Here is a 13,213-nt window from a genome sequence, read left to right as displayed (position 1 = left end):
CTGTTGTACAATTGTGTATATATCATGAAAAACTGTATCCCGGATCGTACCGTGTGTGAATTCGTTCCTTTTAGTAAAGAATGAACATGAACGCAGCAAGAGCGAGCTCCGAGTGTTTTTTACTTTGCAGTGCAACTACAGAAGGAACAATAACATCATGACAAACCAAGTCGGCATTGATATGAACAGCGATTCGGACTCCGACGATCTGCTCCAGTACAACCCAAACAGATTGCTCGATACCCTGATCGAAAACCTGCGCCTGAAAAACGACGCAGCATTGTCCCGCGCGCTGGAAGTAGCGCCGCCAGTCATCAGCAAAATCCGTCACCACCGCCTGCCTGTCGGCGCATCGCTGCTGATCCGCATGCACGAAGTCAGCGACCTGAGCATCCGCGACCTGCGTTACCTGATGGGTGACCGCCGCAACAAGTTCCGCATCAGCGACAAGCAATTCAAGCCAAAAGAAGGCGAAACGCCACAAGGCTGATCCTGCCAGTTGCGCAGGTTTTCCCTCCCCGCCATGGGGAGGGGGTATTTCCAGCAGTCCTCAGGCCGTCCTGGCCAGCATCAGTTCCATTACTTCAGCCATTAGGCAGGGAAAACGCCTGTCGACAGATAGCGGTCGCCGCGGTCGCAGACGACAAACACGATGGTCGCATTTTCCACCGTCTGTGAAATGCGCAGCGCGATTTCGCAGGCGCCGGCCGCCGAGATACCGCAGAACAAGCCTTCTTCCGCCGCCAGGCTGCGCGCCATGCGCTCGGCCACGCCCTGGCTCACGTATTCCACCTGGTCTACGCGCGATTTGTCGTAGATTTTCGGCAAGTACGCTTCCGGCCACTTGCGGATGCCGGGAATCTGCGATCCTTCCTCGGGCTGCGCGCCGATGATCTGGATGGCGGGATTCTGTTCCTTCAGATAGCGCGACACGCCCATGATGGTGCCCGTCGTGCCCATGGCGCTGACGAAGTGCGTCACGCGCCCTTCCGTGTCGCGCCAGATTTCCGGCCCCGTGCTTTCATAGTGGGCGCGCGAATTGTCTTCGTTGGCGAACTGGTCGAGGATCACGCCGCGGCCATCCTTCTGCATCTGCTCGGCCAGGTCGCGCGCGTATTCCATGCCGCCCGTCTTCGGCGTCAACAGGATGTCGGCGCCGTAGGCGGCCATGCTCTGGCGGCGCTCCACGCTGAGATTGTCCGGCATCAGCAACAGCATCTTGTAGCCGCGCAAGGCAGCGGCCATGGCCAGCGCGATGCCCGTGTTGCCGCTGGTCGCCTCGATCAGGGTATCGCCTGGCTTGATGACGCCGCGCTCTTCAGCGCGCTTGAGCATGGACATGGCGGCGCGGTCCTTCACGGAGCCGGCCGGATTGTTCCCCTCCAGCTTGCCCAGGATGACGTTGTTGCGCGCAATCGCATCGGCACCCGGCAAGCGCGTCAGTTGCACCAGCGGAGTATTGCCTATCGTATCTTCAAGTGTCTTGTAAGCCATCGTGTCTGTTTGAGTAATTTCAACAAAGACCCATTCTAATATGAGATGCTGGACGGCGTATGGCTAAAAACCGGCGCCCGCCAGGCAAGCCGCGCGGCGGCGGCCCGCGCGCCAGGCCGCATGGCGCCTGGCTTTGCGCCATGCCGGGGCCGGCGCGCATGGTTTGCCAGCGGGCCGCGCGCGCATGCGCTAGACTCGTGACGGTTAGTTATTTTCGTAATTTGCTTATTCAATCCATGGATCAGTCATGAGCGGCACCACCCCCGAATTCATCCCCGAAACCACGCAGGACGATCCCGTCCAGGCCAGCAGCCTCGATATCCAGGGCCGCATGCACCAGATTTCCCCCGTCTTCACCGAAGCGGAGCTGCGCCGCCTGCAACGCTATGGCAAGGTCTGCCACCATGCGGACGGCGCCACCCTGTTCGAGGCGGGCAGCAGCAGCTTCGGCATGCTGGTCATCCTGGCGGGCCGCGTGGCCGTCACGCGCCATGAGGGGCTGGGCCGCACTTCGCTGATGCGCGAAATCGGCCCCGGCCACTTCATCGCCGAAGTGGCGCAGCTGTCGGGCCGCCCCGCCCTCGTCAACGGCCATGCCGTGGGCGACGTGGACGTGCTCGTGATCAGTTCGGAATCACTGCGCGCGCTGATCGTGGCGGAAGCGGAAATGGGCGAGCGCATCGTGCGCGCCCTGATTTTGCGCCGCGTGGCCCTGATCGAAGTCAATTCGGGCGGGCCCGTGCTGGTGGGTCCGCGCGGCAATGGCAATCTGTTCCATCTGCAAAGTTTTCTGTCTAGCAATGGCCACCCGCACACGGTGCTGGACCCGGCCACGGATGCGGCCGCCGCCGCGCTGGCCGGGCGCTACCAGCCCACGCCGCAGGAGTGGCCGCTGGTGGTCTGTCCCGACGGCAAGGTCATGAAGAATCCCGGCAATGCGGAACTGGGGCGCTGCCTGGGCATGCTGCCCGATTTGTCCGGCGACAAGATCTTCGACGTGCTGGTGGTGGGCGCGGGCCCTGCCGGCCTGGCCACGGCCGTGTATGCGGCGTCCGAAGGCTTGACCGTGCTGGCGCTGGAACAGCGCGCGTACGGCGGCCAGGCGGGCGCCAGCGCGCGCATCGAAAATTACCTGGGCTTTCCAACCGGTATCTCCGGCCGCGCGCTGGCGGGGCGCGCCTATGTGCAGGCGCAAAAATTCGGCGTCGAGATCGCCACCCCGGCCAGCGCCGCCAACCTGCTGTGCGACAGCTGGCCCCTGCGCGTCAATCTGTGCGACGGCACGCAGGTGCGCGCCCGCACGGTGGTGCTGTCCTGCGGCGCGCGCTACCGCCGCCCCTCGCTGGCCAACCTGAAGACGTATGAAGGACGGGGCGTGTACTACTGGGCCTCGCCCATCGAGGCCAAGCTGTGCAGGCAGGAAGAGATCATCCTCGTGGGCGGCGGCAACTCGGCCGGCCAGGCGGCAGTGTTTCTCTCCGGCCACGCGGCCAAGGTCCACATGGTGATCCGCGGCGAAGGCCTGGCGGCCAGCATGTCGAGCTACCTGATCGAGCGCATCGCCGCCACGCCCAACATCACCTTGCACGCGCACACGGAAATCATCGCCCTCGAAGGCGACGACGATGGCTTGACGGGCGCCCGCTGGCGCAACAACCAGACGGGCGAAGAAGCCGATTGCGCCGTGCGCCGGGTGTTCCTGTTCGTCGGCGCCGATCCGAACACGGACTGGCTGCATGACTGCGCCGTGGCCGTCGATGAACAGGGTTTCATCCGCACGGGTTTCGACGTCACGCGCGCCGAATGCCGCGCGCACGGCCACGCAATCTACCCTCCCGACTTGCCGGACCGTGCCGCGCTGGAAACGAGCGTGCCCGGCGTGTTCGCCATCGGCGACGTGCGGGCCGGCTCCACCAAGCGCGTGGCCGCCGCCGTCGGCGAAGGGGCGGCCGTGGTGTCGCAGATCCACGGCTTTCTGGCAAGATTGCCCGCCGGCAGCGCCTAACGCAACGGCATGGGGTACGTGGCCACGCTGACGTTGCCATCCTTGTCGATGGCCTGGACGCCGAAGAAATAATTGTCCTTCGACAGTTTCAGCCTCGCTTCGGTGACATTGCCCACGTCCTGCGCGCCCTGCCATTGATCGGCCGTGGTGGCGCGCCAGACGATGCGGTAGCCGGCCAGGTCCGGTTCCGCATTCGGCTGCCACTGCAGGGTGGTGGCGTTTTCCAGCTGTGCCGTGCGCACCTGCACCTGCGACGGTGCGGCCGGCGCCAGGGCCAGCGAGGCGAGCGCCGCCGCGTTTACGCGCGCCACTTTTGCCACATAGTCGTAGTCGACGAATTGCGGCAAGTCGCCGTACTGCACGCCGTTTTCCACGCGCACATCCTGGTGCTGGTGGGCAAAATCCTCATTCGGTTCCGTGAAGCGCAGCGCTGCATAGCCTTGCGCCAGGAACGGCATATGGTCGCCGCCGCGCAGGTAGCGGTCGGCGCGCTGGATGACGTTGACCTTGAAACCGGGCACGTAGCGCTCGCCCACCTGTTTCACATGGCGCGCCAGCTGGCGCGAGATGGAATCGTTTTCGCCGCCCGTTGCCACCAGCGCGCGCACGCCGTCGCTCATTTCCCTGACGGCGGGAATACCCTCGGCAAACAGGCGCACCTGGCCGCCATCGACCGTGCCATCGTCCCCGCGCGAGCTGCCGATGATGTCGTTATTGAGCATGCCCGCGATATTGAGGTTTTTCAGCTTCGCCTGCTGCGCCCAGTGGCCGGACCCCAACAAGCCCTGCTCCTCGGCCGCCACCGCCATGAAGACGAGGGTGGCGTCGAACCGGTGGCGCGCCATCACGCAGGCCATTTCGATCACGGCTGCCGTGCCCGACGCGTCGTCATTGGCGCCGGGCGCGTCGCCCCCGGCATCCATCACGTCGGTGGCGCGCGAGTCGTAATGACCGCTGACGACATAGATGCGCCCGGCCGATTGCGGCTCGCTGCCCGGCAAGGTCGCCACCACGTTGACGATTTCCGTCGGCCGCGAAATGCGTTTCGACACGGGCGCGACATGGCTGTCGAATTCCACCTGCAAGCGCCCGCCCGCCTGCGCGCCGCAGCGCTCGAGCTCGGCCTTGATCCAGCGCCTGGCCGCGCCTATGCCCTGCGTGTCGGAGACGGTATCGGACATCGTATGGCGCGTCTGGAAGCCGACCAGCTTGCGCACGTGCGCCTCGATGCGCTGCGGCGAAATGTCCGCCACGATCTGCCGGATCGGCGCGACCTGCGGCTGCGCGCCGTTCGATGGCGCCGCCGCCACGCCCGCCGACAGCAAGGCTGCCGTCACTCCCATCCATATCCTTAGCATGCCGCCGTCTCCTGTAAATAAGTAGAGGGGCATTCTCGCATTTTTGACGGCAGGCAAGGATGCTCGAGGATCAAAATCGTGCATTGTAGAAACTGCTACAATCGGCCACTTCCCGCCCTGATCATGAAAGACCGCCGCATGCGCCAGACTCCCCTTCTTCCCGCCCGCTGCCGCCCGCGCACGGTCCGCTGACGGTGCGCCGCATGCTCGTCAAACTGCTGCTGCTTGCCATACTGTTCGGCCTGCTCAGCATCGCCGCCCTGTACAGCTACGGGCGCTTCGCCGAGCGTTCGCTGGGCGCGCCCGGCACGGCCTTGCCCGTGGCGATGGATGCCACCCTGCTCGACCGCGTGCTGGCGCCGCAGCTGGCGCAACACCCGGACCAGAGCGGCACGGCGCTGATCGACGACAACCTGGAAGCGTTCGCCCTGCGCGCCCTGAGCGCCCGCGAAGCGGGCCGCAGCATCGACCTGCAGTACTACATCTGGCATAACGACGTCACGGGACGCCTGCTGGTGCGCGAACTGCTGCGCGCGGCCGACCGCGGCGTGCGCGTGCGCGTGCTGCTCGACGACATCAACGCGCGGGGCCAGGACGCCGCCATCCTCGCGCTCGACAGCCATCCGCTGATCGACGTGCGCATCTTCAATCCCGGCCGCAACCGCGACGGCGTCTGGTGGCGCGCCGTGGAAATGGCCTTGCGCGCCGTCAGCCTGAACCGGCGCATGCACAACAAGGCCTGGATCGTCGACGGCAGGGTGGCCCTCGTCGGCGGGCGCAATATCGGCGACGAATATTTCGATGCCGCCGAACAAGTCAATTTCCAGGATGCGGACCTGCTGCTGGTGGGGCCCGCCGTGCAGCAGACGAGCGACATCTTCGACCGCTTCTGGAACAGCCGCGCCGTCATTCCCATCGGCGCCCTGCACGCTGGCAAGACCGCGGGCGCGCCGGCACTGCCGCAGCTGCCCGCCGTGCGCGCCCGCCTCGACGCGCTCACGGGCGAACTGGGCGCCTCACCCTACTTGCGCCAGCTGACCGACGCGGGCCAGCTGCAGGCCCACCTGGATGGCCGCCTGCGCCTGCACTGGAGCGCGCACGTGCAAGTGCTGTCGGACCCGCCGGAAAAAGCCGCCCCCGTGGCCAGCCTGCAGCGCAGCGAGCACTGGCTCATGCACAGCTTGCTGCCCCTGCTGACGCAGGCGCGCGAAGAAACGCTGCTGACTTCGCCATATTTCGTGCCCGGCGCCGCACTGACGCAGAGCCTGGCCGACAAGGTTGGCGCCGGCGTCAAGGTCAAGGTACTGACCAACTCGCTTGCCGCCACGGACGTGGCCCTCGTGCACGCGGGCTATGCGCGCTACCGCCAGACGCTGCTGGGCGGCGGCATCGAACTGTATGAATTGAAGACCCTGCACCGCAAGCGCATCAGCCTGATGGGGTCGAGCCGCGCCAGCCTGCATACCAAGGCCGTGGTGGTGGACGGCCAGCGGGGTTTTGTCGGCTCCTTCAACCTCGATCCCCGCTCGGCCCAGCTGAATACGGAAATGGGCGTGCTGTTCGACGATGCCGCGCTGGCGGCCGACATGCGCGCGCTGTTCCTGCATTCGACGGCGAGCGACACCAGCTACCGCGTCTTCCTCGACAACGGCGCCCTGCGCTGGTCCGACGCCACGGGGGAACCGGCCAAGGTGTGGACGCACGATCCGGAAGCGGGCTTCTGGCGCCGCATGTTGGTATCCGTGATGCGCTGGCTGCCGATCGAGTCGCAGCTGTAGCCGCGCATGGCATACAAAAAACTCAACCCTGACGAGATTGCCACTCGAAAATATCTGTTGTTTTCAAAGCATGTCACATGCCATTTTGCCAAATACTGCTATAATCGCGTCAACGGGACACCTCAGCTGTCCCGCGAGTACCTTGCTCGCCTCTTCCGCGATTGAATCCCACGTTGGCCAAAAGCTCGCCGACAGACTGCCACACTATCCTGTCACTTCTGGAGCTTGCATCATGCGTAAAATCTCTGCTTTGCTGGCGCTGGCCGCCGCTACCCTGTGCGTCACCGCCGCCCACGCCGCCACGACCAACCTGGTCAAGAATGGCGATTTTGAACTGACCAGCAATGGCACCTCGAAACAGCTGAACGAAGGCACGTACGCACGCGCCGACCGCACCTACCTGACCGACTGGTCCAGCAAGGGCTATAACTTCGTACTCAACGGCAATAACATCGACGATACCAACGCGGCGACGGCGCTGGCCTTGTGGGGCCCGAACTCGTACAGCGGCGCGGGACCGAAAAACGGCCTGGGCGCCAGCCCCACGGGCGGCAATGTGCTGGCGGCGGACTGGGATTATTTCCCTGGCCCCGTGACGCAGCAAGTGAGCGGCCTGGTCCCCGGCCAGGCCTACACCCTGAGCTTTTCGTATGGCGCCGCCCAGCAAGTGGGCTTCAAGGGCGATAACCCCGTCAATTACTGGGACGTGTCGCTGGGCAACAGCAAGCAGCAGACGGCATCGCTGGCCAACGCCAGCCAGGGCTTCACGGGCTGGCACCAGGCCAGCATGACCTTCACGGCCACGGACAGCAGCGAATTGCTGTCGTTCATGGCCAAGGGCAGCCCGACGGGCGCGCCACCGTTCATGCTGCTCGACGGCGTGTCGCTGGTGTCGGCCGTGCCGGAACCGTCGACCTGGGGCATGCTGATCGGCGGCCTGGGCTTGCTCGGTTTCATGGCGCGCCGCCGCAAAGGCTAACAAAACCTACTGCGCGGCGCGGGGCGTGACCTGCGATGCTCGCTGTACTTTTGTACAGCTGCGCTTCTCGGCCACGCCGCGCATCCGCTCGCTACAGTTTTGTTACGCCTTGGCGCGCCAGCAGATACGAACCGGCGTTTCCGGAGCCGGAGTTCTCACCGCCCGACCACATTCCTGCCATGAGCCTGCTGCACACCCTGCAAATGCATCTTCCCGCCATCGTCGTCGACGTGCTGCGCCTGGGCCTGTGGCTGGTGCTGCTGGCCGGTGTCTTCGTGCCGCTCGAGCGTTTCTTTGGCGCGCGCCACGGGGGGCGCTCGCGCACGGAACTGTTCAGCGACCTGGGCTTCTATTTCATCAGCAGCCTGCTGCCGGCCGTGCTGCTGGCCGCGCCGCTGGCCCTGATCGCCGTCGCGGGACAACGCTTGCTGCCCGACGCCATTCCCGCCACGCTGGCGGCCCTGCCCCTGTGGGCCAAGCTCCTGCTGGGCTTGCTGATCGGCGAAGTCGGTACTTACTGGGGGCATAGGCTCAGCCATGAAATCCCCTGGCTGTGGCGCTACCACGCCGTGCATCACAGCACGGAACAGCTGTATTTCCTGGCCAATACGCGCACCCATCCCGTCGACATGGTCGTCACGCGCCTGTTCGGCCTGACGCCCTTGTATCTGCTGGGCCTGGCAAGCCCCGGCGCGGCCGGCAGTGCCGCGCCCGTGCTCTTGCTGCTGGTCGGCACCGTCTGGGGCTTCTTTATCCACGCCAACCTGCGCTGGCGCTTCGGCCCGCTGGAATGGCTGGTCGCCACACCCGCCTTCCACCACTGGCATCACAGCAAATTCGAACACATCAACCGCAACTACGCCGCCACCTTACCCGTACTGGACCGCCTGTTCGGCACCCATCACCTGCCGCGCACCTGGCCCGATGCCTGCGGTATCGAAGCGCCCATGCCGAAGACGCTGGCGGGACAGCTGGCGGCGCCATTCCGGCACGGCAGCAGCGAATAAAAAAACCCCGCGCGGCCGGTACCGCGCGGGGTTTTCCTGTCGTGCTGCGCGGCACCACCACGCAACACGCTTTACAGCAACACGCTTACTTTTTCTCGGCTTCAGCCTTCTTTGCATCTGCTGCGGCCAGTTTCGCTTCCTTCTTCGCAGCCGCTTCCGCAGCCTTGGCTTCTTTCTTGGCAGCCGTTGCCGCTTTCTTCGCAGCCGCGGCTTCCTTCTTCGTTTCGGCAGCCGTTTTCACGGGCGCAGCATCGGCGGCAGCGGCGGGGGCGGCAGCCGGAACGGCCTTGGCGGCGGCAGCTTCTTTCTTGGCAGCAGCAGCGGCAGCCTTCGCTTCTTTCTTCGCTGCAGCAGCTTCTTTCTTCGTTTCAGCGGCTGTCTTGGCTGGCGCCGCAGCGGTGTCGGTCGCAGCAGCTGGCTTCGGTGCGGCTTCTTTCGCTGCAACTTCCTTCACAGCAGCTTCCTTTTTTGCCGGAGCAGCTTTCGCCGCCGGCGCCGCCGGCGCGCCGGCCTTGGCCTGGCCATTCACCTGCAAGCCCGCTTCCGACAGTTTCACGGAACTTTTCGGACCGATGCCCTTCACGCGGCTTTCGAAATCGGCCCAATCCTTGAAGGCGCCGCCCTTGGCGCGTTCATCGACGATGGCCTTCGACGTGACGGGCCCGATGCCCTTGACGCTGTCGAGTGCCGCCTGGTCCGCCTTGTTGACATCGACCTGGGCAAAGGCAAAGCCCATCGTTGCGATCAGGGTGGCGATGGCCAGCAGTATTTTTTTGAACATGGGTATCTCTCCGTGATGTGGTTTCAAGATGACTCGAACGCAAAGGAGGAACAGCGCCTTAACGGCTTTAACGGCTGTGGCGTGATACGGTTGACAAGACGGGACAGCGGAACGGCGGGAAGACCTGCGCCAGATCAAACGGCTGGCGCAGGCGAGACGACATCTTACTGGGGGAACAGCTCGTCGCGGGTGACGGTGGCCGTGCCCAGCTTGCCGACGACGATGCCGCCGGCCCGGTTGGCCGTGCGCACGGCGTCGCCCAGGTCCATGCCGGCGCCCAGCATGGCCGCCATGGTGGCGATCACCGTGTCGCCGGCGCCCGAAACGTCGAACACTTCGCGCGCATCGGTGGGCATGTGCAGCACGGCGTCGGCCGTGTACAGACTCATGCCCTCTTCCGAACGGGTCAGCAGCAAGGCGTCCAGACCCAGTTGCGCGCGCATCTGCTGCGCGCGTTCGGTCAATTGCTCTTCCGTGCTCCAGTTGCCCACCACGCGGCGCAGTTCCGACTTGTTCGGAGTGAGCACTGACGCACCCGCATAGCGGCTGAAATCATCGCCTTTCGGGTCGACCATGACGATCTTGCCGGCGGCCCTGGCAGCCTTGATCATCTCGGCCACATTCACCAGGCTGCCCTTGGCGTAGTCCGACAGGATCACCACGTCGTAATGCGGCAAGAGGGCATTAAACTGCGCCAGCTTGTCGCGCAGCACTTCATCGCTGGGCGCATCCTCGAAGTCGATGCGCAGCATTTGCTGCTGGCGGCCGATCACGCGCAGCTTGATGATGGTGGAAATGGCCGCATCGCGCTGCAGATAGCTGTGGATGCCGCCGCCTTCGAGCAGGCGCTCGACCTGGCTGCCCGCCTCGTCATCGCCGACCACGCCCAGCAAGCTCGTCTTCGCGCCCAGCGCGGCCGCGTTGCGCGCCACGTTGGCCGCGCCGCCCAGGCGCTCTTCGCGCTTCTCGATGCGCACGATGGGCACGGGCGCTTCCGGCGAAATACGGCTGACGTCGCCAAACCAGTAACGGTCCAGCATGACATCGCCCACCACCAGCAGGCGTACCTGGGCCAGTGCGGCCGGCGCCGTCAAGGCGACCACCTCGTGGGCGCTCATGCGCGCGTCAGGATCGAGCGACCGATCCCGTGGTATTCGATGCCCGTCCCCGCCATGACGGCCGGCTCGAACAGGTTGCGGCCGTCAAAGATCACGGCCTGCTTCAGGCGCGCCTTGATCTGCGCGAAGTCGGGACTGCGGAAAGCTTTCCACTCGGTCACGATGGCCAGCGCATCGGCGTCCGTCAGCGCGTCGAGTGGACTGTCGGCAAAGCGCACTTTCGCCAATTGTTCCGGCGTCAGATCCAGTTGCAGCACGCGGCGCGCCTCGGCCATGGCGACCGGATCGTAGACGGCCACCGTGGCGCCCCGTGCCAGCAAGTCCGCCAGCAGCACGCGGGCCGACGCTTCGCGCATGTCGTCCGTATTCGGCTTGAAAGCCAGGCCCCACACGGCAAAATGCCGGCCCGTCAGATCCTCGCCGAAGCGCGTGACCACTTTGCCACCCAGCACCTGTTTCTGCCGGTCATTGACGGCTTCGACGGCGCGCAGGATCAGCAGTTCCTGGCCATGGCCGCGCGCCGTGCGCTCGAGCGCCTGCACGTCTTTCGGGAAACAGGAACCGCCGTAGCCGCAGCCCGCGTACAGGAAACTGTGGCCGATGCGCGGGTCGGAACCGATGCCGTGGCGCACGGCCTCGATGTCGACGCCCACCTTGTCGGCCAGGTTCGCCAGTTCATTCATGAACGAGATACGCGTGGCCAGCATGGCATTGGCCGCATACTTCGTGAATTCGGCCGAACGCACGTCCATCCAGTGGGTGCGCTCGTGGTTGCGGTTGAACGGCGCGTACAGGCTTTTCAGCAATTCGCGCGCGCGCTCGCCGTCGGGCGTGCTATCGCAGCCGATGACGATGCGGTCGGGGCGCATGAAGTCTTCGACGGCCGCGCCTTCCTTGAGGAATTCCGGGTTCGACGCCACCGAGAACGCGGCGGCCACGCCGCGCGCGTCCAGTTCGCCCTGGATGGCGGCGCGCACTTTTTCCGCCGTACCGACGGGCACGGTCGACTTGTCGACGATGACCTTGAAGTCCGTCATGTATTTGCCGATGCCGCGGGCAGCGGCCAGCACGTATTGCAGGTCGGCTGAACCGTCTTCGTCGGGCGGCGTGCCGACGGCGATGAATTGCATCACGCCATGGTTGGCGGCCGCTTCCACGTCCGTGGAAAAGGTCATGCGGCCGGCGGCGCGGTTGCGCGCCACGACTTCTTCCAGGCCCGGTTCGTGGATGGGGATGCCGCCGCTGTTGAGCAGCGCCACCTTTTGTGCGTCCAGGTCGAGGCAAAAGACGTCATTGCCCAGTTCCGCCAGGCAGGCGCCGGTCACGAGGCCAACATAGCCGGTGCCGATAATGGTGATTTTCATGGTTGTGCCGTATTTGTAATATATCTATCTGACTTGCAAGTGCACAGCACGGGGTTCGGGGCAAGGCGCGGCGCCGAGGACAGTACGAATAGTACGGCGAGGCGCTGCAACGCAGCCATGGGCCCTGTGGTGGGCACGACTAATTCATGACGTTGAGTTCCTCGGTGCGGCGCGGCGGATACGTTTCCCACTTGTTGCAGCCCGGGCAGTGCCAGTAGAACTGGCGCGCCTTGAAGCCGCAGTGGCTGCACTGGTAGCGGGCCAGCTTCTGCGTGTAGCCGTGCACGAGGTTTTTCACCATCGACAGCTCGGACCAGATGGCAGCCGGCGCATCCATCATGCGCGCTTCCAGCAGTTTATCGAGGCCCAGCAGGGTGGGCGTGCGGCGCAGCTCGGCGCTGACCAGCTGCTTTGCCGCTTCCACGCCGTCGAGTTCGATGACGGCCTTGAAGACGACTTCGATCAGGTCGATCGACGACGCCTCTTCCAGGTAGGAACGCAGCAGGTTGACGCCTTCCTGCGCACGCCCCACCCTGGTGTAGCCATCCATCAGGCGCTGCGCCACCAGGGCCACGTGCGGCACGCTCTGCTGCTCCACGCGGCGCCAGGTGGTCAGCGCGCCTTCCACGTCGCCGCGCGCCAGCAGCACGTCGCCCGTCAGGATGGTGGCGCGCACGCTCTTGCGGTCCGTCTGCAGGGCTTTTTCCAGCAGCGGCATGGCTTCGTCCGGCTTCATGTGTACCAGCGCGTCATGCGCCAGTTCGCAATAGAACTGGGCGATTTCCTTCTGGCGCGCACCGGCGCCCGATTCCTGCAAGCCCACGGCCGCTTCGATGGCGCGTGGCCATTCCTTTTCGCGCTGGTAGATTTCCAGCAGCGCGCGGCGCGCCTGGGCCGCATATTGCGTGTCGACCAGGCTGTTGAAGGTTTCTTCGGCGCGGTCCAGCAAGCCCGCCTTCAGGTAATCCATGCCCAGTTCGTAGGCGGCGTGGCCCTGCTGCTCCAGCGGCAGGTCCGGACGCGCCAGCAAATTCTGGTGCACGCGGATGGCGCGTTCCGTTTCGCCGCGGCGGCGGAACAGATTGCCCAGCGCAAAGTGCATATCGGCCGATTCCGGGTCCAGCTTGACGACTTCGATGAAGGCATCGATGGCCTTGTCATGCTGTTCATTGAGCAGGAAATTCAAGCCCTTGAAGTAATTGCGCGGCAGGCTGCGCGATTCGGACACCAGTTGATGAATGTCAACGCGCGCGGCAATCCAGCCCAGCGCGAAAAACACCGGGATACCCAAGAGCCACCAGAGTTCAAATTCCATGCGATTGTTTTTAT

At 64.8% G+C, this 13,213-nt stretch carries 11 protein-coding genes; 5 read left to right on the top strand and 6 right to left on the bottom strand.

Annotation, left to right across the window (positions count from 1 at the left end; translation table 11 throughout):
• The first annotated feature begins 157 nt into the window (after positions 1–157).
• The gene (locus tag GCN74_RS19030) at positions 158–490 is read left to right on the top strand and encodes a hypothetical protein (RefSeq protein ID WP_034751784.1); all 333 of its coding nucleotides are present in this window, start codon (positions 158–160) and stop codon (positions 488–490) included.
• Positions 491–591: 101 nt separating this feature from the next.
• On the opposite strand, the gene cysM is transcribed toward GCN74_RS19030, so the two are convergent.
• Complete coding sequence (gene cysM, locus GCN74_RS19025) at positions 592–1,494, bottom strand: cysteine synthase CysM (protein ID WP_152258122.1); 903 nt, start codon at positions 1,492–1,494, stop codon at positions 592–594.
• 247 nt (positions 1,495–1,741) lie between these two features.
• On the opposite strand from cysM, the gene GCN74_RS19020 reads away from it, so the two are divergent.
• On the top strand, positions 1,742–3,499 hold the full coding sequence (locus GCN74_RS19020) for an FAD-dependent oxidoreductase (protein ID WP_152258121.1): 1,758 nt from the start codon (positions 1,742–1,744) through the stop codon (positions 3,497–3,499).
• Here GCN74_RS19020 and GCN74_RS19015 read toward each other — a convergent pair.
• Entirely contained in the window at positions 3,496–4,842 is a 1,347-nt protein-coding gene (locus GCN74_RS19015) for a M20/M25/M40 family metallo-hydrolase (RefSeq protein ID WP_152258120.1), read from the bottom strand. The two genes, GCN74_RS19020 and GCN74_RS19015, sit on opposite strands and share 4 nt — an antisense overlap.
• 218 nt (positions 4,843–5,060) lie before the next feature.
• On the opposite strand from GCN74_RS19015, the gene GCN74_RS19010 reads away from it, so the two are divergent.
• The 3 genes from GCN74_RS19010 (at position 5,061) to GCN74_RS19000 (ending at position 8,621) form a co-directional block, all read left to right on the top strand.
• Positions 5,061–6,635 carry a phospholipase D family protein gene (locus GCN74_RS19010; RefSeq protein WP_152258119.1) on the top strand — a complete coding sequence of 525 codons (1,575 nt, stop codon included), beginning with the start codon at positions 5,061–5,063 and terminating at the stop codon, positions 6,633–6,635.
• Between the two features lie 232 nt (positions 6,636–6,867).
• On the top strand, positions 6,868–7,614 hold the full coding sequence (locus GCN74_RS19005; RefSeq protein ID WP_152258118.1) for a PEPxxWA-CTERM sorting domain-containing protein: 747 nt from the start codon (positions 6,868–6,870) through the stop codon (positions 7,612–7,614).
• Positions 7,615–7,793: 179 nt separating this feature from the next.
• The gene (locus tag GCN74_RS19000) at positions 7,794–8,621 is read left to right on the top strand and encodes a sterol desaturase family protein (RefSeq protein ID WP_226939118.1); all 828 of its coding nucleotides are present in this window, start codon (positions 7,794–7,796) and stop codon (positions 8,619–8,621) included.
• A gap of 85 nt (positions 8,622–8,706) precedes the next feature.
• On the opposite strand, the gene GCN74_RS18995 is transcribed toward GCN74_RS19000, so the two are convergent.
• The 4 genes from GCN74_RS18995 to lapB form a co-directional block, all read right to left on the bottom strand.
• The gene (locus tag GCN74_RS18995) at positions 8,707–9,540 is read right to left on the bottom strand and encodes a ComEA family DNA-binding protein (RefSeq protein ID WP_226939117.1); all 834 of its coding nucleotides are present in this window, start codon (positions 9,538–9,540) and stop codon (positions 8,707–8,709) included.
• A 26-nt stretch (positions 9,541–9,566) separates the two neighbouring features.
• A complete protein-coding gene (gene rfaE1, locus GCN74_RS18990; RefSeq protein WP_152258117.1) occupies positions 9,567–10,520 on the bottom strand; it encodes a D-glycero-beta-D-manno-heptose-7-phosphate kinase in 954 nt (317 codons plus the stop codon).
• Entirely contained in the window at positions 10,517–11,884 is a 1,368-nt protein-coding gene (locus tag GCN74_RS18985; RefSeq protein WP_152258116.1) for a UDP-glucose dehydrogenase family protein, read from the bottom strand. The genes rfaE1 and GCN74_RS18985 overlap by 4 nt, the downstream gene beginning before the upstream one ends.
• Positions 11,885–12,023: 139 nt before the next feature.
• Positions 12,024–13,199, bottom strand: coding sequence for a lipopolysaccharide assembly protein LapB (gene lapB / locus GCN74_RS18980; RefSeq protein WP_152258115.1), 1,176 nt, complete (start codon positions 13,197–13,199; stop codon positions 12,024–12,026).
• Positions 13,200–13,213 lie beyond the last annotated feature (14 nt).

This window comes from Janthinobacterium sp. FT14W (genome assembly GCF_009208755.1).
Classification (GTDB): domain Bacteria; phylum Pseudomonadota; class Gammaproteobacteria; order Burkholderiales; family Burkholderiaceae_D; genus Janthinobacterium; species Janthinobacterium violaceinigrum.
The sequence above is the reverse complement of the archived record's forward strand: the minus strand, read 5'-3'. Positions and strand labels throughout refer to the sequence as shown.

What these genes read in the sequence shown, in the direction of transcription:
- GCN74_RS19020 (WP_152258121.1), top strand. Translation starts at nt 1,742, where the DNA reads ATGAGCGGCACCACCCCCGAATTCATCCCCGAAACCACGCAGGACGAT.
- rfaE1 (WP_152258117.1), bottom strand. Translation starts at nt 10,520, where the DNA reads ATGAGCGCCCACGAGGTGGTCGCCTTGACGGCGCCGGCCGCACTGGCC.
- lapB (WP_152258115.1), bottom strand. Translation starts at nt 13,199, where the DNA reads ATGGAATTTGAACTCTGGTGGCTCTTGGGTATCCCGGTGTTTTTCGCG.
- GCN74_RS19010 (WP_152258119.1), top strand. Translation starts at nt 5,061, where the DNA reads ATGCTCGTCAAACTGCTGCTGCTTGCCATACTGTTCGGCCTGCTCAGC.
- GCN74_RS19005 (WP_152258118.1), top strand. Translation starts at nt 6,868, where the DNA reads ATGCGTAAAATCTCTGCTTTGCTGGCGCTGGCCGCCGCTACCCTGTGC.
- GCN74_RS18985 (WP_152258116.1), bottom strand. Translation starts at nt 11,884, where the DNA reads ATGAAAATCACCATTATCGGCACCGGCTATGTTGGCCTCGTGACCGGC.
- cysM (WP_152258122.1), bottom strand. Translation starts at nt 1,494, where the DNA reads ATGGCTTACAAGACACTTGAAGATACGATAGGCAATACTCCGCTGGTG.
- GCN74_RS19015 (WP_152258120.1), bottom strand. Translation starts at nt 4,842, where the DNA reads ATGGGAGTGACGGCAGCCTTGCTGTCGGCGGGCGTGGCGGCGGCGCCA.
- GCN74_RS19000 (WP_226939118.1), top strand. Translation starts at nt 7,794, where the DNA reads ATGAGCCTGCTGCACACCCTGCAAATGCATCTTCCCGCCATCGTCGTC.
- GCN74_RS19030 (WP_034751784.1), top strand. Translation starts at nt 158, where the DNA reads ATGACAAACCAAGTCGGCATTGATATGAACAGCGATTCGGACTCCGAC.